The sequence below is a fragment of the Leptolyngbya sp. CCNP1308 genome (genome assembly GCF_034932455.1).
Taxonomy (GTDB): domain Bacteria; phylum Cyanobacteriota; class Cyanobacteriia; order Phormidesmidales; family Phormidesmidaceae; genus Nodosilinea.
Genome location: NZ_JAYGIH010000072.1, coordinates 35917 through 52788, shown reverse-complemented (window position 1 = coordinate 52788; position 16872 = coordinate 35917). Strand labels below are relative to the sequence as shown.

The window sequence follows — 16872 nt, the reverse complement described above, 5'->3', positions numbered from 1 at the left end:
TGCGCTCAGCGTAGGCGTTGGCATTATGACAGAACTTACCCAATCGACTCCCCAGGTCGTTGCTGAAGAGCAAGCGGCAGCCGAGGTGGCACCGGTCAACCCTTGGCTCGGCGCGTCGTTTCCTTTAGAGAATTTTTCGCGCTATACGTCACCCTTCGGCTACCGGCAGCACCCCATGGGAGGCAACCGCTTCCACTACGGTCTAGACCTAGCCGCCCCCATGGGCAGCTACATCCGCAGCTGGTGGGAAGGCAAGGTAATTGAGGTACACGATCACACCGCCTGCGGTACCGCTGCCATCATTCAGTCGGGCTCGTGGACCCACGTTTACTGCCATATGCAGGGCAGCATCGTGGTCGAAAAAGAAGGCGGGCGGGTACTGGTCGATCGCGGCGGCGGCATCGAAATTCGTCAGGGGCAACTGGTAACCTCCGGCCAGCGCATTGGTCGGGTGGGCATGACCGGCAGCACCACCGGCCCTCACCTGCACTGGGGCCTCAAGTACGACGGAGCCTGGGTAGACCCAGCGATGGTGATCAAAGCCGGAGCTGACTATCAACAGCTACAGGCGACGCAAACCGCAGATTAGACCCTGGCACACCTGGGTGAGAAACTCCATATCTAGAGTCTCTAAGGTGTCAGTAGCCCGGTGGTAGTGGGGGTTGCGCAGGTCGGCGGTATCCGTAATCAGAATAGCCGGATAGCCCCGATCCCAAAAGGGAACGTGATCGCTGCGGCGGGTATCGGGCACCATTGTGCCCTGATTCACAATCGGGAGCCACTGGCTACGCAACCCAGCGGCCCGAAATCCCCGCCACAACCGCACCATGGTGAGTATGCTCTGCCAGGGGCCGATCTGGGCGATGTAGTTGCCCCGGTTGGGGTAGATGCGCTCTAAACCAGGCGGATAGGTCTGGGAGTGGGGCTGGTGACAGCAGTAGCCAAGCATTTCTAGGGATAGCATGAGTCCCAGAACCTCACCCCGCTGGTGCAGGTCTCTGGCGTAGTAGTCACTACCCACAAAGCCCAGTTCTTCTAGGTCAAAGGCGACCAAACGCAGGGGAGACTTGCCGGGCTGCTCGGCAAAGGCGCGGGCTAGCTCCAGCAGCACCGAGATTCCGGTGGCGTTGTCATCGGCCCCAGGGGAACCGGGCACCGAATCGTAGTGAGCCCCAACGAGGATAGGGGGACGGCGGGGATTCTGCCCCGACAGGTTCAAGACCCAGTTGGTATGCTGTTGACCTCGATGCTCGAAGGTGTGAGCAATCACCTCGCCCCAGCGGGCAAATTCTTGCTGGATGTATTGCTGCACGAAAAAGTGGTTGGCGGAGGCCAGGTAGGGGCTGCGATCGCCCACCACCGCCTTTAAGTGCTCCTCTAATCGCGATCGCAGGACAGCATTACTCAACGGCATCCCCTAGGCAGGCTTTTGGAGATCCTTAGTTAAATCGGCCATTTTTTTGCGCGGCAGTAGCCGCGTCCCTAGCGACAGCAGCTTATTCACGGTGCCGTGGACAGCAATGCGCTGGCCCTTTTCCATTACCCCATAGCCATAGGCGGCTACCTCAGCAGAGGTGGGCAGCTTTTTGCCCTCAAAGAATTTGACATCCTGCATATCGGCCCGGTCTTGAAACTCTGACTGGGTGGGGCCGGGGCAGAGGGTGGTGGCAGTTACCCCAGTATCCTCTAGCTCGGTGGCGATCGCATCGGTAAACGACAGCACGTAGGCCTTGCTGGCATAATACACCGCCATATACGGCCCCGGCAGAAACGCTGCCGTAGACGCCACATTGAGAATGCGACCCTGACCTTGGGCGATCATGGCGGGCAGGTATAGCCGCGTCAGGTGGGTCAGCGCCACAATGTTGAGCTGAAGCATGGCATTTTGGTTGGCCCAGTCAGCTTCAGCAAACGGAGTCAGCGACCCAAACCCAGCATTGTTGACCAAAGCATAGGGCGCAATGCCCTTGAACTGAGTCCAATCGTAGAACTGCTGGCGGGTATTAGCCTCGGTCAGATCGCCCCGGTAGGTGAGCACCTGAACGCCGTGGGCCGTCTGTAGCTCATCCTTAAGCGCTAGCAGGGGTTCTTCCCGACGAGCAATCAGCACCAGGTCGTGGCGGTGGGCAGCACACACCTTCGCCAGTTCATAGCCAATGCCGCTAGAGGCTCCCGTGATTAGAATTGGCTTGGCCATGGTTGCCCCCAGAGAGTCAGCGAGAGAGAATCGGCTTGATTCTAACGAATTGCCGCCGGGGTCGCCTGACCACGCCGCGATTGAATCTCCAGGTATACCAGCAGAGCGTTGACATCGGCGGGGTTGACGCCGCCAATGCGAGAGGCCTGGCCAATGGTCAGCGGTTTGACCTGGTTCAGCTTTTCGCGCGCCTCTTTTGAAAGGGTGTCGATCGCCGCATAGTCGAGGGTTTCGGGCAGCTTGCGGTTGGTGCTCTTAGCCACCTGGTCGATCTGGTTTTGCTGCCGCTGAATGTAGCCCGAATACTTGATGTCGATCTCGGCCCCCTCTTTTTCTTCGCGAATCAGGGAGGGATTGCCGAGGCCGTAGCGCTCTAGGTCGCCGTAGTGTAGCCCCGGACGGCGCAGCAGGTCGGCCAGGGTAATTGAGCCTTTGATCCGCTGGTCGGTATCCGCCGCAATCCGCTGACCCAGCTCATCGTGCTCTTTGACGCGGGTTTCGTGCAGGCGCTCTTTTTCGGCGGCAATGTTGTCGTACTTACGGGTGAAGATTTCCCAGCGGCGATCGTCAATTAGCCCAATTTCGCGGCCCAGGGGGGTCAGGCGCTGGTCGGCATTATCAGATCGCAGCAGCAGCCGGTATTCTGAGCGCGAGGTCAGCATGCGGTAGGGCTCCCGCAAATCCTTGGTACAGAGGTCGTCGAGCAGCGTGCCAATGTAGCTCTGCTCGCGGGAGAATACCAGCATCTCTTGACCATGCACCAGTCGCGCCGCGTTGACCCCCGCCACAAAGCCCTGAGCAGCGGCTTCCTCGTAGCCGGTAGTGCCATTTACCTGGCCTGCGCAGAATAGCCCGGCTATCCGCTTGGTCATCATGGTGGGGTAGCACTGGGTGGCGGGCAGGTAGTCGTACTCCACGGCGTAGGCGGGGCGCAGCAGGGCGCAGTGATCCAGGCCCGGCAGCGTCCGCAGCATGGCCAGCTGAAGTTTCTCGGGCAGGCCGGTCGAAAAACCCTGCACGTAGATTTCAGGAATGTCGCGGCCCTCGGGCTCCAGGAAAATTTGGTGGCTCTCTTTGTCGGCAAAGCGCACGATTTTGTCTTCGATACTGGGGCAGTAGCGGGGGCCTTTCGAATCGACCCAGCCACCGTAGATCGGCGACAGGTGCAGGTTTTCTTGAATCAGCCGGTGGGTGGCGGCGGTGGTGCGGGTGAGGTGGCAGGGCATTTGCTCGCGCTCCACCCAGGCCTCGGGGTCAAAGCTAAACCAGCGGATGTCATCATCGCCGGGCTGGGGTTCGAGCACGTCGAAGTTGATCGAGCGGCGATCGACCCGCGCCGGGGTGCCGGTTTTGAGTCGCCCGGTTTCAAAGCCCAGACGGTTGAGGGTGTCAGTCAGGCCGGTGGCGGCAAACTCGCCAGCGCGCCCTGCCGCCATCGATTTGTCACCAATCCAAATGGTGCCACCAAGGAACGTTCCGGTAGTGAGAATAACGACCTTGCATTTGAAGGCCACGCCAAAGTAGGTTTCGACCCCCACCACCTCGTCGTTGGGGCCGAGCAACAGATCCGTCACCATGCCCTCGCGAATCACCAGGTTTTCCTGGTTCTCGACGATGGTTTTCATCACGGCGGCGTATTCGCGCTTGTCGGTCTGGGCCCGCAAGGCCCACACCGCTGGCCCGCGAGAATTGTTGAGCACGCGCTTTTGCAGGTAGGTGCGATCGGCCATTTTGCCAATTTCGCCCCCCAGAGCATCGACTTCGTGGGTGAGTTGCGATTTAGCGGGGCCGCCCACGGCGGGGTTGCAGGGCTGCCAGGCAATTTTGTCGAGGTTGAGGGTAATCATCAGGGTGCGACAGCCCAGGCGCGCCGAGGCTAGGGCCGCCTCACAGCCCGAATGGCCCGCACCGACGACGACCACATCGTATTCATCGAGAAAGTCAGCGGCACCTGGGGCAATCATGCAATCTGGACACACATAGTACTCTCGGACTTCTAGTTTAGCGGGTTGCCAGTGGGTCTCTGAATTTATGTCAAGTCTGAGAGGATGCTCTTGATAGCCGCAACCAAGTCATCTATTTCTGACTCTAGCGTGAGGTAGTGGGTGCAGGCGCGGACGCAGTTGGGCGCTAGCAGGGTGCGGAGAAAGACATTCTGGCGCTCTAGCTCATCCACCAGTCGCTTGTGCCAGGCTGGGGAAGGTTCGCCATTCTCTAGCACCCAGAAGGAAACTAGGCCAGAATCGGGCGGGGTTTGCCGCACCAGGCGAAGGTAGGGAAGATCGCGCAACTGCGACCAGAGCCGCTGGCTGAGTTCCACCAGACGCTGGTAGCGCTGGGCTGCGGTGCCCCACTCGGATTGGAGGGCGATCGCCGCCCTTAACCCCGCCAGCAGCGGATAGTTAGAGGTCGCCACCTCGTAGCGCTGCCCGTTGGGCTTCCAGCCGGTGGGGTTGGCGGCAGCATCGGTGGTAATGCCGCGCCAGCCAATAAATGTGGGAGCAATCTGCGCCATCGCCTCGGGACGCATGTAGAGCCCGCCAAGCCCAGCGGGGCCGCACCACCACTTGTGGCCAGTAAAGGCGTAAAAATCGACCCCGATCGCGGGCAGATCTAGCGGCAGAGCACCGACGGACTGCGCCGCATCCACCAGCACTAGCACCGGGTTGGGGCGATCGCGGCAAACCTCAACGATGCGCTTTATGGGCAAGACCTGGCCCGTATTCCACAGAATGTGGCTGATCACCAGCAGCCGGGTGTTGGGTTGCAGGTGATCAGCCACGACTGCGGCGGGGTCACCGCCATTCACAGTTTCGAGTAGGGGGCAGAGACTATAGGTGACGCCAAAGCGGCGGCAGATCTCCTGAACGGCGGCGATCACGCCAGGATGCTCACAATCTGACAGCAGCATGTGATCCCCAGCGTTCCAGGCGATGCCCCAGAGGGGAATGTTGCAGCCGACGGTGACATCTTCGGTGAGGGTGATGGTGTCGGCGATAGTGCCAAGTTCGGCAGCGATCGCCGCTCGGGTTTGAGCCGCCTCGGCCATCACCCACTGGTTAGTCGCCCCCGAAAATGGCCCCATGTCTTGCATACGGTGGTGGGCCTGAAAAATAGCGTCTAGGGTAGTCTGGGCCATCGGCCCCTGGCCGCCGTAGTTAAAGTACTGCTTACCCCCCAGGGCCGGAAACTGCTGGCGGTGGAGAGCCAGGCGATCGAGCACGGCAGTAGAAGAAGAATCAATCACGGTTGCGGGATTTGTCTAAAGAGAGGAATCTTCTCAACCCTATACCACCCAGCCCAACCCTTGGGTAGCCTCGGCGCATCCCCAAGTGACCTAAACCGTGCCTCAGTTCCCCGGAAGCCGCCATAGGGTATAACATGCTTAGAATAAGTAAGTTTGAGACTGATCCCGCCAACAGTAGTCAGCTATGGGAAGTGATTGGCAGCAGCAGTGGAGCGGTGATACCCAGCAATGGCTGTCACGGCACTCTGGTGCGGCCATGCCCGTCAGCACTCCCAGCGAGTCTGCTACAGCTTTGGTGCATTCGCAACAGCAACCTTTTTCTTTGTTCTCTAGCACTTGCCCTATAACTCGTTTTGTCTGCTAGTCACCCCCTGCCACCGCATTCAAGTTCAGGGGGTGGCCCGAAAAGCTCCCTGAGTTTTCCCGCTGAGACGACAACGCTTAAATCCCTAATTCGATGGCTCACCGACGATGTGCTGTTTCACTACCAGCGCTGTAGTCGGCGGGCCTTTTTAGATCTGTATGGCGATCGCAACCAAAAAGACACCCCCTCTGACTACCTGCTCAAGCTGCGCCAAGACAGCCTCACCCACCGCGAGCGGGTGCTCGAAGACTACTATCCCCTCTACCGGCCTGAGTTTCCATCGGGCGACTGGGCCGCCGGAGCCAAGGCTACCCTAGATCTGATGGCCGACGGGGTTGAGGCCATTCGCCAGGGGGTGCTAGCCGCCCCCTCAGCGGTAGATGGGGTGCAGCTAGTGAGCCAGCCCGACCTGCTGATCAAGCGGCCCGGCTGGTCGTGCTGGGGCAACTGGGTCTATGTACCCATAGATATTAAGCTGGGCAAAAAGCCAAAGCTCGACTACCAAGTGGTGGCGGCCTACCACGCCTATGTGCTCTCGCGGGTGCAGGGGGTCTGGCCCGACACCAGTTGTCTATCGCTGCGCGGGGGGCAAACCTACCACATTGACCTGGGGCGGCTGGTGCCCAAGCTGCAAACGGTGCTCAACGACTGCCTGAAGGAATTGCGCAGTACAGCTACGCCTGAGCTGTTTATTTCCCACAGTCGCTGCGATCTCTGCCACTGGTTCAACCATTGCTACGCTGAGGCCAGGGAAACCCGCCACCTATCGCTGCTACCGGGGGTCACTCCGGCCCGCTACGAGTTTCTAAAGCAGCAGCACCTCACCACCGTAGCCGCCTTAGCCCAGGCCAGCCCAGCCCACCTAGCGCCCCTGCCTGGCTTTGGTGAACAGGTGGCCGAAAAGCTGGTTCACCAGGCCCAGGCACTAATCGACAACCGCGCTATTCCCCGCAGCGCGCCCCATGCCCCCCACGGGTTTCCGCTGTGGCCCGAAGATTTACCCGAGGGCGAGGTTGAGCTGTATTTTGATATCGAGGCTGCCCCCGACCAAAACCTGATTTATCTCCATGGGGTGCTGGTGGTCAACCACCGCACGGGCGACACCAATTTTCACGCCCTGCTGGCCGAAACCCACCACCAGGAGCGCCGCGCCTGGAACGAATTTATCGATCTGGTGCACGCCTACCCCTACGCGCCGATCTATCACTTCTGCCCCTACGAGGCCCAGACCGTACGCAAGCTGGGGCAGCTCTATGGCACCCCCCACCGCCGCATTGAGGCTCTGCTCGATCGCTTCTTTGATATCCACAAGTGCATCACCGATGGCGTCACCCTGCCCATCGAGAGCTATGCCCTCAAGCACATCGCCCGCTGGATGGGCTTTGACTGGCGCGACGAAGGGGCCAACGGAGCCCAGTCGATCTGCTGGTACAACGCCTGGGCCGAAACCGGCGATCGCACCTATCTAGACGCCATCCTGCGCTACAACGAAGACGACTGCCGGGCCACGTATCACATCAAAGACTGGCTGGTAAAGTTTGCTGAACCCTACTGGGAGCAGCTCTACCAAACCATCGGTTAGACTCCTCGGATGCCAAGATTAGGACGCAACGACACTGTAGCGGCCAAAAATTTTGGCCAGGCCCGGTACAGCGCTTTCCACATCGCCGATCACCGACTGGCGCAGCTTGGTGTACGACGATCGCACCAGCCCGTTATCAGTCTTAGCTATCCGGCGATCGGTCACCCCTAGAATGACATCGGCAGCCCGCACCTGATGTTGAGTCAGATAGGCCACCGGGTCACCGGCCTGCTCGCCCTCAGCCCACAGGGGGTTTAGGGAGGTCACCACCTCAGGCAGCATCCGCTCAATGGCCCCAGGAATATAGCCTGAGTTCATCCCCTTGACGACTCCGTAGGTAGTTTTTAGGGCCATACCTCCAAAGCCACCCTTAGAGGCCACCTGGCCATCGATGAGGGAGGCACAGTCAGCCACAACCTGAGCCTTAATAGCCGGGTCACTTAAAATATCGCTTAAACCCATGGTGGTAATAATCTCATTAATAGATTCTGTACTGATCCCAATCTTCCGTTGCACCACGGCTAGATCAGCATTCCCTGGGCGAGGTTCGAGATTGCTTAACACATCTATAAACTTTGCTAGGCAACCCTTGTCGAAGCCCGGGTTCGATGACAGCGCTGGCGCGAACGGGGATCTCCTATTCGAGGGCTGCCAGATCAACAGTCCAGACCTGCCCATCTAATGAGACGCGATCGCCCTTAACTAGCTTGCGCCCTCGTCGAGTTTCGACCTCACCGTTGACGCTCACCTCACCATCTTGAATCATCATCTTGGCCTGTCCCCCCGTGGAAACTGCCTGCATTTGCTTCAAAAACTGGTCAAGTTTGATGTAGTCCATACTGGCCATAGGGCGATCGGGGGAATGTTGACAACAGAGTAATAGAAAGTCTTCAACTCTAGAGGCTATAACGCCCCTTACACTCAGGAGAGGGCGTTCATATCACTGCTACCAGCGGAGGGGCACGATGTTGACCAATCACCAACTCCTGCAAGAACTCAGACAAAAGCACCAGCAGCTCGAGCAGTTTCGTCGCGCCGCCAGCCAGGCGCTGCAGGCGTTGCTCGACCAGTACGACTGGGGAGTAGTTACCGGTGCCGGGCACCGAGGCTTACCGCTGCTCACCCTGCGATTTGACCATCGCATTGCCCTCAATGACCCCTGCCTGCTGGCCTTGGCAGAGGAAGCCGAGCAAATCTGGGGACCTATAGACTTTGCCCTATTCTCCGGCGAATCTCAAGACCCCGTGCGAGTCTTGAGCCGCACGCTGCTCGACCAGCGCTGGCGCTGGCGGCAGTCCAGCCACTAGCACCCATAGCCCGCCGCTATTATGCGGTAGCAATCTCCAGGCCGGGATTGGTGAGAAGACTCCCCGCGCCCGGCCTGACATCTAATAGCTCAGCTTCAGCGCGTTCACGGGCACCTCGTCCCACGACTCAACGGTGCGCATTTGAGCAACCCAGCCAGCGGCGCGCTGCTCTTCGGACAGATTGTCTTCAAACGACTGGTAGCAGGCCTGGGCTTGGGCTTCGTCGCTGCAGGCAATGCACGAGTAAATGATCCCAGACGGATCAATTTGTTCGTTGACCCAAATCATGCGCGGTTATGCCTCTAGATGTCTATCAGCCGACTCTAGCACTTGGAGCCTTCATTTTTGGTTAGGATGCAGTCACCGGAGGGGCACCCACGCTAACTACGGTTTGACGCAGCTCTGCGATCGCCTGCAATTGGTAATCATTGACTTCCTGAAGCTTAGTCACCGCTCCAGCCAAGTTCTCCAGAGACTGCCTCAGCCCGTTGACGCTCTCCTGCGCCGGGTTGAGCAGCTCCTCGCAAACTGCCAGCTTGCCCATCAAGCCCGCCAGATCTTGCTGCTGCTGCCGCAGACCAGCCTCAAACGCCTCCACCTCAGCGCGATGGGTGGTCAGAGCGGCTTCAGCACCTTCGATCTCTCGCTTGAGCTGGCCAATGGCATCCTGGGTCTTCTTGACCTCGGTCTCTAGGGCCTGAATGCTGTCTGTCGTCTGCTGGCGCTGAGCGTCGATGGTATTGAGCAGGGGCTCTAGATCTACGGCACTCACAGGCGTTTCCTCTACCGTCAGGCCCTGGCGTCGCCGCAACACCGCCTGATGCTGACTCAACAGCTCTTCGCGCTCCAGCAAATTGCGCCGCTGGCCCACCAGGGTCTCGTTGAGCATTTGATAGCGATCTTGCTCTTCTTCGATCTCGGTCTCTAGCTGAAGGCGATCAAACTCGCTGGCCTGCTCAATTTTTAGCTGAATTTCATCAATGGCCTGCTGCTCTAGGGCCAGTTCCTCCTCTTGATCAGAGACAAACCGAGACATTTTCTCCAGATCTTTTTCCAGATCGCCCACCATGGTCTGGAGGTGGTCTAAGTCCATGGCTTCCAGGGCTGCCACATCGACCTTTTTGCTCAGCCGCACCTTGTCAGTGGTATTGAGCAGATCGTAGATTTTCTGGTGCAGGTTAGCTTGGGCTTGCAGGGTATCGGTCAGAGTCTGAATCTGCTCCTGCTGGGTTTTGACCGCCTGCTGCCGCAGCTTCAGATCTTCGCGCTTGGCTACAAGCGCAGCTTCGGCCTGACGCCAGTCGGCCCAGCGCTGACTGAGCTGGGTAGCCTGCTGGTCTAGCTCTTGCTGGCGCTGTTCTAAGCCTTGGCGCTGGCCTTCGAGAGCTTGTCGATAGTCTCCCAACAGTCCCTGATGATAGTTCAGCCCATCGGTAGCGTGAGTGAGCGGATCCCGCAGGGCTTCCACAGGCATCACGGCTTCAGTGAGACGGTTGAGAGCCCCCTGCAGATTGGCCACCTGTTCTGCGTCCAGTCCGGCGGTGGTGACGCCTTCGGCGCGCTGCTCTTCCAGACGGCGCATTTCACCGTTGAGGTGGGCCCAAGCGCCTTCCAAATCTTGATTTTTGCGGGTGAGTTCTTCCTGCTGTTGCTCTAGGCTTTGGCGCAGCTGATCGAGCTCCTGACGCTGGGCGTCGAGCTGCTCAAGATCGGCTTCGGCCTGCTCAACCTGCTCCTGACGGGACTCTAGCTCCAGCTCGCGGCGGTTGAGTTCCTGACTCTGGAAGGTAAGCGACTGCTTCCACTGCTCAATCTCTTCTTCCTGGGTCTTAGACTTTTTGCTCAGGTTAGAAAAGTTTTGCAGGATGGTGGTCAGCGATCGCCCCGCCTCATAGTGACGCTGAACCTGTCGGTTGCCGCTGACGTCCACCATTACCAGGGCACCAGCGTTGTAGGAAGCGTCGTCCGGGGCCACTAAGGTCTCATCCCCGGTGACGGCGCTCCAGCTGTTCTCGCTGCGCTGACAGGCCAGCAGCTTGAATTCAGGCTTGCCGCTGCCAATAAACCCGGTCTTTTTCTGGACTTCTGCTAGGTACAGCACGCTGGTGGTCCTCGTGGCTTAGAACGTTAACGTTAGGGGAGTAAAGCTGACGCAGTATTTAGGAATCTTGCATCTTTGATTAATTGAGAGGGTTAGGCAAAGGGGCTGCCTGTTTACGTAAACGATCTGGGGGCTGCGTAAATGTGTCCTGATACACTATCTAGCTAGCTCTAGATTAGCTCAGAGCCTAAATTTCCGGGTATCTGTCCTCACCTGGGCTATTGTCTATCCTAGTCGTACTGGGTCTACCCATAAACCCTATCGCAAACCCCCTGAGTCAGGGTGAAATTCACGGTCTATCTGCCATCAGACCAACCGCGATCGCACCACACCACCGCTAGCCCAACTACCCTGAGCTTCCGGATCAATGGCTGAAGGCCAGGGCCATTGCTGGTCGAGGGGTTACTGTCACTGCGGCCAAAGCTAATGCGAATCTTAGCTAATTTTGACCAGGTAAGACCGTCATGTTAGACAACCAATCGCAGCTTGTAGATGCCCCTAGCTAAAAAGCGCTCCTTTCCTTATGGAGATAGAGTTCCCCAAAATCGTTCCACCGAGCAGGCCACCACGACGCGATCGCGCAGCACCGCCGACGAAGCGCCGTATACTGGGAGCACGCCGGGGAGGATCGGTGCCCAGCCCTTCACCCTCTGGGCCAAGGCGCTGGCTCTCTCAAACCAAACACTTCAGCCCAGGGGTGCCAGCTCTCTAGCAGAGCAATCGTTACGCCAAGAAAATCAAAGGGTACGATTGGTCTTCTAGTTAGGGCATGCTGAGCTCAGCCCCAACTTTCCTGGCCTGGCTAATCAGGTGCTGTTCCCATCCTTGGGTTGCCTCATGCAGGGTTATCTGTCAGAAATTGATATTCGCAGCATTCTACAGCTCATCGAGCTGGGGCAGCGCACTGGCGAACTGTACCTAGAAAGCTACGGCAGCACCGGTACCCAGTCCCCCAATCAATCCGTTGACGGAGCGCTCACGGCGACTGATTCGCGCTCTTGGCTAGTATTTTTGGCCAATGGACAGCTCGTTTACGCCGGCACCACCGACAACAAGCTCGATCGCCTGCGCGACCATCTCCACCGCTATGGCATCGACCAGTCGCTGCCAGACCCCAGCACGACCGCTGCGATCGCCGCCTTTAACTCCCTCGAGTACGGTACCCTGTGGGCGCTGCTCGAACAGCATTTAATCACCCCCGACCAGGGCCGCACCATTCTGAGCCACATGGTGCATGAGACGCTCTTTGACCTACTGAGCCTCCACCACGGTGCCTTTGTGTTTCAGCTCAGCTCGGCTCTCAGCCCCCAGCTGATGACCCACACCATCAGCGACCTAGTCGCAGGCATCACCCAGCAAATTCAAACCTGGCACCAGCTGCACCCTCACCTGCAATCGCCTGACCAATGCCCAGTTCTCCTAGCCCCCGAGGCCTTCCAAGCCAGCGTGTCCACCCAGGTCTATCAGCGTATGGTCACCTGGATGGACGGCAAAACCTCCATTCGCCGCATTGCCCGCTACCTCGGCCGCGATCTGCTCAGCGTCGCCCGCAGCCTAGTCCCTGCCCTGCAACAGGGACAAATTAGCCTAGTCTATGGCCCCGCTGAGGCAGGCCTAGCCCCTCACACCCAACAGCCTGGGCCCGATCGCTTGCCCCGTATTGTCTGCGTCGATGACAGCACCACCGTTCGCCAGTCCGTCGAGCGTATCCTCGCTGGGCAGGGCTACGAAGCCACCTCCATTGGCAACCCCCTCAAGGCCCTGGGCTTGCTATTTCAGCTCCAGCCCAACCTGATTCTCTGCGATATCACCATGCCCGAACTCGACGGGTACGAGCTGTGTGCCATGCTGAGACATTCCAGCGCCTTTCGCCAAACCCCCATCGTCATGCTCACCGGCAAAGACGGGTTTTTAGATCGGGTTAAAGCCAGAATGGTAGGCGCAACCGACTACCTGACCAAGCCCTTTGGCCCCGGCGAACTGCTAGCGCTGGTCGAAAAGTATGCTGGCCCCGGCGACCTCAACCGCCCCCGCCCTGACACCCTGCTGGCCGAAGCCATCGAAGACGAATTCGACATCGACTTTAGCAAGGCTCCTATGCCTCAGTAACATTCCTTAGCCTAACCAGGGTTTTTGCATCAATTCCGATAAGATTCGCCATAATCTAAACAACCCGGTTGATTAATTTATCTAAATCGACAGCATAGCCTGCGTTTGAGGGTACGTTAGAGTCACAGGTTTGGAGTCCTTCGGGGCTGCTTTTAAGCGCGGTCAGGCTGTGTCTTAAGCTCTTGTCGGCGATAGGTGCACAGCATCACTGACGGTTTATGTCTGGCCATTTAGCTGGCCTTTTTGAATCAACCTATGAGTACAGTCCTGGTGGTAGAAGATAGTATTCCTCAGCGAGAAATGATTACCGAGCTACTAAGGGGTATTGGCCTCAGCGTTACCGTAGCCAGCGATGGCATGGAAGCCCTCGAGCAAATTCAGAGCCAGCGTCCAGATATGGTTGTGCTCGATATCGTGATGCCTCGCATGAACGGCTATGAGCTGTGTCGCCGCATCAAAGCCGATCCCTCTACCCAAAACGTACCCGTAGTCATGTGTTCCTCTAAAGGCGAAGAGTTCGACCGCTACTGGGGCATGAAACAGGGGGCAGACGCTTACATTGCCAAGCCATTTCAGCCCACCGAATTGGTCGGCACGGTCAAGCAACTGCTCAGAGGATAAGGCTCAAAGAGTGACGCAACAGTTATCAAACAGAGGATCAACGTACTAACAGGCTTATGGTAGGCAATCCTGACTTTCTCACGCAGACCGGGCAAGACCAAGATCCAGAACTACAAGAGCTGGAAACGCCCGATGGCGAGCTATTTTTGCGCTTCTTCGTCACCCCCGAAGACGAATTTGCCCTGCCTGCCACCGGTATTCGTCGCATTATTGAGCAGCCTCCCGATCGCATCACTCCCATCCCCAATGTGTCGCACCTGCTGCTGGGTACCCTCAACGAGCAGGGACGAGTGGTATGGGTAGCCGACCTGGGTCAGTTTCTTGGGTATTCGTCGGTGCTCAACACCGATCGCCCCGAGATTTCGGTCATCGCCATTGAAGATCAGGGAACTATGCTAGGCTTGGCCGTTAATCGAATTGTGGGCACCCGCTGGCTCAACCCTGACAAAACCCGGGTGTCAGACAACAGCCCCGACACAATGGCTCCATTTTTGCGCGGTGAATGGGTCATTAAAGCCGAAGAAAACAAAACCCTTAGGCTGCTTGACCACGTTGCTGTTATTCGCTCAGCTCGCTGGGCCACCTAGGCTTAGCCCCATCCTTACCCCTTAGGACACTTGCACCGGCAGGAGAAGACCATGGCTTCAGGCATCGATTACTCTCAAGCCTATCAGAAAGCAGAACGAGCCTACGTACAGGGTAACTACTCGGAGGCTGCGGCAGTTATCGATCAGCTGGCCGACGATTACCCTGAGGATCCCAGCGTGCTGCTATTGCGAGGCCATATCTACTGCTACGGCCTACAGCGGTACGATGTAGCCTCGGCCCAGTACAGCGCTGTGCTCGACCTCACCTCAGAGCCAGAATACGTTGACTATGCCAGCAACGGTCTCGACTATGCCAACCAGTTCTCCGCAGAGGCATCCTCCGGAGCCGCCATGGACTATGAAACCGATGCCGGAGATACTTTTTTTGACGCTGGTGCCTCAACGTCGATGGGTTTAGAGAGCAGCGTTGGTGCCACCGGTGGCGCAGACCTGTCAGATAACCACCTCGACCTCAGCGACTTTAGCCTTGCTGACGACATGCCCGGTTCGATTGCCAACGGCGGATTTGGCGATCCCTCCCGAGCCGATCCATTTGCAGCCGATCCGTTTGCCACCGACGATCCCTTTGCCACTGATCCTGACGATGGGGCCAGCCCTAGCTTTGGCGCTAGCAGCAGCTGGGCTGAGGGCCAAGAGAGCCTAGACGACATCACTTTTGACGATGATGCCTCCCTTGATTCCCTGGAGGTGAGCAATGTCGACGATCCCTTTGGTGGGGCCACCGAGGCCCAGGGCAGTGACCTCTACAGCGATATGGAGCTAGCCTCCCATGGTTTTGACCAGGGCTGGCCCCCCGCCGATGACGGCGGCGACGACATGACGGTGTTTGCGCCCGAGCCCGACCTCCTGACCGACGACCTCGACACCGCTGGCGATAGCGCCGATCTCGACTACAATGCCTACGTCGACAATGGATACATGCCTGATTTAGACGACAGCACCCAGCCCAGCAGCAACGTTGACTTTTTAGACGAATTTAGCGACTTTGACGACCTGGGCAACCTACCCGACTTTGAGCTGTCAGACAGTTCCGCTGGGTTTACTACGCCCTCGGTAGGCACCTCAGGACTGACTTCAACGGACGACAACAGCGGCTATACCGGTGGCACCTCCGCCTTTGACCTCAGCGACATGAACGATCAGGCGGTGATCAGCGACGATGATATTTTTAGTATTGCAGGTGCCAGCGATAGCCTGCCTGTATTTACTCAAACCGACAGTCACGATGTGGAAGCGGTGACCACTGAGCAAGACTGGCTAGGCTTTTTAGACAATTCTCCCCTGCCGACTAAAGAGTTGATCGTTGCCATTGCCGCCGGCGTGGCCTCGGCCCTAGCGGTAGGCGTAATCAACTTTGCCGCTTCGACCCTACAGCCAGGGCGGTCGATGCCCAAGGCCGTGCATGCGGCCATGGCCTTGGCGGGTGGAGTAGCTGGGTTTGGCTCAGCCTTGGTGGTTGGACGTTTGGCCCACCGTCAGGTAGGCCGCAGCGTCGACGACCTGCAGCGGCAGTTTGACACGGTGATTACGGGCAATTTGTCGGCTCGGGCCACGGTGTTTACCGAAGACGAGTTTGGTCGCTTAGCCAGCAGCTTTAACAAAATGTCGCGGGTGATTTTAACCACTACCAGTGAAGCCCAGCGCAAGGCCCAGGAGCAGGAGCAGGCCAAGGAAGACCTCCAGCGCCAGGTGATTCGGCTGCTAGACGATGTGGAGGGAGCTGCTCGGGGCGACTTGACCGTGCAGGCGGAGGTAACCGCCGACGTGCTCGGAGCCGTAGCTGACTCCTTTAACCTCACCATTCAAAACCTGCGGGAGATTGTGGAACAGGTAAGCGTAGCCGCCCGCCAGGTGAGCAAGGGCTCGACCGAAAACGAGATCTTTGCCCGCAGTCTGTCGGCAGATGCCCTGCGCCAGGCGGAGGAGCTAGCGGTGACGCTGAACTCGGTGCAGGTGATGACCGACTCGATTCAGCGGGTGGCCGAAAGCGCTCGTGAGGCTGAGGAAGTGGCCCGTACCGCATCGTCTACCGCTTTGAAGGGGGGTGAGTCGGTGGAGCGCACGGTGGCCGGTATTCTTGAGATTCGCGAAACGGTGGCCGAGACTACCCGCAAGGTGAAGCGTCTGGCAGAGTCTTCCCAAGAAATTTCGAAGATTGTGGCGTTGATTTCGCAGATTGCCTCCCGCACCAACCTGCTGGCTCTCAACGCCAGTATTGAGGCGGCGCGGGCTGGGGAGGCGGGCCGGGGCTTTGCCATTGTGGCTGACGAAGTGCGGCAGCTGGCTGACCGGGCCGCCAAGGCGTCTAAAGAGATTGAGCAGATCGTGCTGCAAATTCAGAGTGAGACGGGCGGAGTAATGACCGCCATGGAAGAGGGCACCCAGCAGGTGATTGAGGGCACCCGATTGGCTGAGCAGGCGAAGCGATCGCTAGAAGACATTATTCAAGTGTCAAACCGCATTGACGTGCTGGTGCGATCGATTACCGCCGACACCGTCGAGCAGACTGAGACCTCCCGCGCCGTGGCTCAGGTCATGCAATCGGTAGAACTCACGGCCCAGGAGACCTCCCAGGAGGCCCAGCGGGTATCGGGATCGCTCCAGAATCTAGTGGGGGTTGCCCGCGACCTGCTGACCTCAGTGGAGCGCTTCAAAGTGAATAAATCAGATGGCTAGGTGCAGTTAACCAACGGGAGTGAGCCAAACACGGTCGAAAAGCATTCAGAGGGAAATCGA

16 protein-coding genes are annotated in these 16872 nt (G+C 58.3%); 7 read left to right on the top strand and 9 right to left on the bottom strand.

Translation table 11 applies throughout. From position 1 onward, the window contains the following. Positions 1–25: 25 nt before the first annotated feature. Positions 26–589, top strand: coding sequence for a M23 family metallopeptidase (locus VB780_RS14490; protein ID WP_323351872.1), 564 nt, complete (start codon positions 26–28; stop codon positions 587–589). Here VB780_RS14490 and VB780_RS14485 read toward each other — a convergent pair. From VB780_RS14485 to VB780_RS14470, 4 genes are all read right to left on the bottom strand, one after another. Then, positions 563–1408, bottom strand: a complete 846-nt coding sequence (locus VB780_RS14485) for a M28 family peptidase (protein ID WP_323351871.1) — start codon at positions 1406–1408, stop codon at positions 563–565. The genes VB780_RS14490 and VB780_RS14485 overlap by 27 nt on opposite strands. Before the next feature lie 9 nt (positions 1409–1417). After that, complete coding sequence (locus tag VB780_RS14480; RefSeq protein WP_323351870.1) at positions 1418–2197, bottom strand: SDR family oxidoreductase; 780 nt, start codon at positions 2195–2197, stop codon at positions 1418–1420. A 41-nt stretch (positions 2198–2238) separates the two neighbouring features. Then, complete coding sequence (mnmG, locus tag VB780_RS14475) at positions 2239–4161, bottom strand: tRNA uridine-5-carboxymethylaminomethyl(34) synthesis enzyme MnmG (protein ID WP_323351869.1); 1923 nt, start codon at positions 4159–4161, stop codon at positions 2239–2241. 65 nt (positions 4162–4226) lie between these two features. Continuing rightward, complete coding sequence (locus tag VB780_RS14470) at positions 4227–5444, bottom strand: aminotransferase class V-fold PLP-dependent enzyme (RefSeq protein ID WP_323351868.1); 1218 nt, start codon at positions 5442–5444, stop codon at positions 4227–4229. Between the two features lie 353 nt (positions 5445–5797). On the opposite strand from VB780_RS14470, the gene VB780_RS14465 reads away from it, so the two are divergent. Beyond that, on the top strand, positions 5798–7390 hold the full coding sequence (locus VB780_RS14465; protein ID WP_323351867.1) for a TM0106 family RecB-like putative nuclease: 1593 nt from the start codon (positions 5798–5800) through the stop codon (positions 7388–7390). An 18-nt stretch (positions 7391–7408) separates the two neighbouring features. Here VB780_RS14465 and VB780_RS14460 read toward each other — a convergent pair whose 3' ends face one another. Both VB780_RS14460 and yaaA read right to left on the bottom strand, forming a co-directional pair. Beyond that, complete coding sequence (locus tag VB780_RS14460; RefSeq protein ID WP_323351866.1) at positions 7409–7852, bottom strand: DUF6918 family protein; 444 nt, start codon at positions 7850–7852, stop codon at positions 7409–7411. Positions 7853–8027: 175 nt separating this feature from the next. Beyond that, positions 8028–8237: a S4 domain-containing protein YaaA gene (gene yaaA / locus VB780_RS14455; RefSeq protein WP_323351865.1), complete on the bottom strand. Its 210-nt coding sequence runs from the start codon at positions 8235–8237 to the stop codon at positions 8028–8030. Positions 8238–8355: 118 nt separating this feature from the next. On the opposite strand from yaaA, the gene VB780_RS14450 reads away from it, so the two are divergent. Beyond that, positions 8356–8697, top strand: a complete 342-nt coding sequence (locus VB780_RS14450) for a hypothetical protein (RefSeq protein WP_323351864.1) — start codon at positions 8356–8358, stop codon at positions 8695–8697. Between the two features lie 81 nt (positions 8698–8778). Here the strand turns inward: VB780_RS14450 and VB780_RS14445 are convergent, their stop codons facing one another. The 3 genes from VB780_RS14445 to VB780_RS14435 form a co-directional block, all read right to left on the bottom strand. Continuing rightward, on the bottom strand, positions 8779–8985 hold the full coding sequence (locus VB780_RS14445; RefSeq protein ID WP_323351863.1) for a glycogen debranching protein: 207 nt from the start codon (positions 8983–8985) through the stop codon (positions 8779–8781). A gap of 61 nt (positions 8986–9046) precedes the next feature. Then, a complete protein-coding gene (hmpF, locus tag VB780_RS14440) occupies positions 9047–10798 on the bottom strand; it encodes a pilus motility taxis protein HmpF (RefSeq protein ID WP_323351862.1) in 1752 nt (583 codons plus the stop codon). A 521-nt stretch (positions 10799–11319) separates the two neighbouring features. Continuing rightward, entirely contained in the window at positions 11320–11457 is a 138-nt protein-coding gene (locus VB780_RS14435; protein ID WP_323351861.1) for a hypothetical protein, read from the bottom strand. Between the two features lie 178 nt (positions 11458–11635). On the opposite strand from VB780_RS14435, the gene VB780_RS14430 reads away from it, so the two are divergent. The 4 genes from VB780_RS14430 to VB780_RS14415 all read left to right on the top strand — a co-directional run bounded on the left by VB780_RS14430 (position 11636) and on the right by VB780_RS14415 (position 16812). Beyond that, positions 11636–12907, top strand: coding sequence for a response regulator (locus tag VB780_RS14430; RefSeq protein WP_323351860.1), 1272 nt, complete (start codon positions 11636–11638; stop codon positions 12905–12907). 255 nt (positions 12908–13162) lie between these two features. Further along, complete coding sequence (locus tag VB780_RS14425; RefSeq protein WP_323351859.1) at positions 13163–13528, top strand: response regulator transcription factor; 366 nt, start codon at positions 13163–13165, stop codon at positions 13526–13528. A 56-nt stretch (positions 13529–13584) separates the two neighbouring features. Beyond that, the gene (locus tag VB780_RS14420) at positions 13585–14115 is read left to right on the top strand and encodes a chemotaxis protein CheW (protein ID WP_323351858.1); all 531 of its coding nucleotides are present in this window, start codon (positions 13585–13587) and stop codon (positions 14113–14115) included. Positions 14116–14166: 51 nt separating this feature from the next. Next, positions 14167–16812, top strand: coding sequence for a methyl-accepting chemotaxis protein (locus tag VB780_RS14415; protein WP_323351857.1), 2646 nt, complete (start codon positions 14167–14169; stop codon positions 16810–16812). Positions 16813–16872: the final 60 nt, after the last annotated feature.

Bases quoted from the DNA above. Each gene is read 5' to 3' on its own strand.
- mnmG (WP_323351869.1), bottom strand. From the start codon at position 4,161: ATGATTGCCCCAGGTGCCGCTGACTTTCTCGATGAATACGATGTGGTC.
- VB780_RS14420 (WP_323351858.1), top strand. From the start codon at position 13,585: ATGGTAGGCAATCCTGACTTTCTCACGCAGACCGGGCAAGACCAAGAT.
- VB780_RS14415 (WP_323351857.1), top strand. From the start codon at position 14,167: ATGGCTTCAGGCATCGATTACTCTCAAGCCTATCAGAAAGCAGAACGA.
- VB780_RS14480 (WP_323351870.1), bottom strand. From the start codon at position 2,197: ATGGCCAAGCCAATTCTAATCACGGGAGCCTCTAGCGGCATTGGCTAT.
- VB780_RS14490 (WP_323351872.1), top strand. From the start codon at position 26: ATGACAGAACTTACCCAATCGACTCCCCAGGTCGTTGCTGAAGAGCAA.
- VB780_RS14425 (WP_323351859.1), top strand. From the start codon at position 13,163: ATGAGTACAGTCCTGGTGGTAGAAGATAGTATTCCTCAGCGAGAAATG.
- VB780_RS14450 (WP_323351864.1), top strand. From the start codon at position 8,356: ATGTTGACCAATCACCAACTCCTGCAAGAACTCAGACAAAAGCACCAG.
- VB780_RS14430 (WP_323351860.1), top strand. From the start codon at position 11,636: ATGCAGGGTTATCTGTCAGAAATTGATATTCGCAGCATTCTACAGCTC.
- VB780_RS14445 (WP_323351863.1), bottom strand. From the start codon at position 8,985: ATGATTTGGGTCAACGAACAAATTGATCCGTCTGGGATCATTTACTCG.
- yaaA (WP_323351865.1), bottom strand. From the start codon at position 8,237: ATGGCCAGTATGGACTACATCAAACTTGACCAGTTTTTGAAGCAAATG.
- VB780_RS14460 (WP_323351866.1), bottom strand. From the start codon at position 7,852: ATGGGTTTAAGCGATATTTTAAGTGACCCGGCTATTAAGGCTCAGGTT.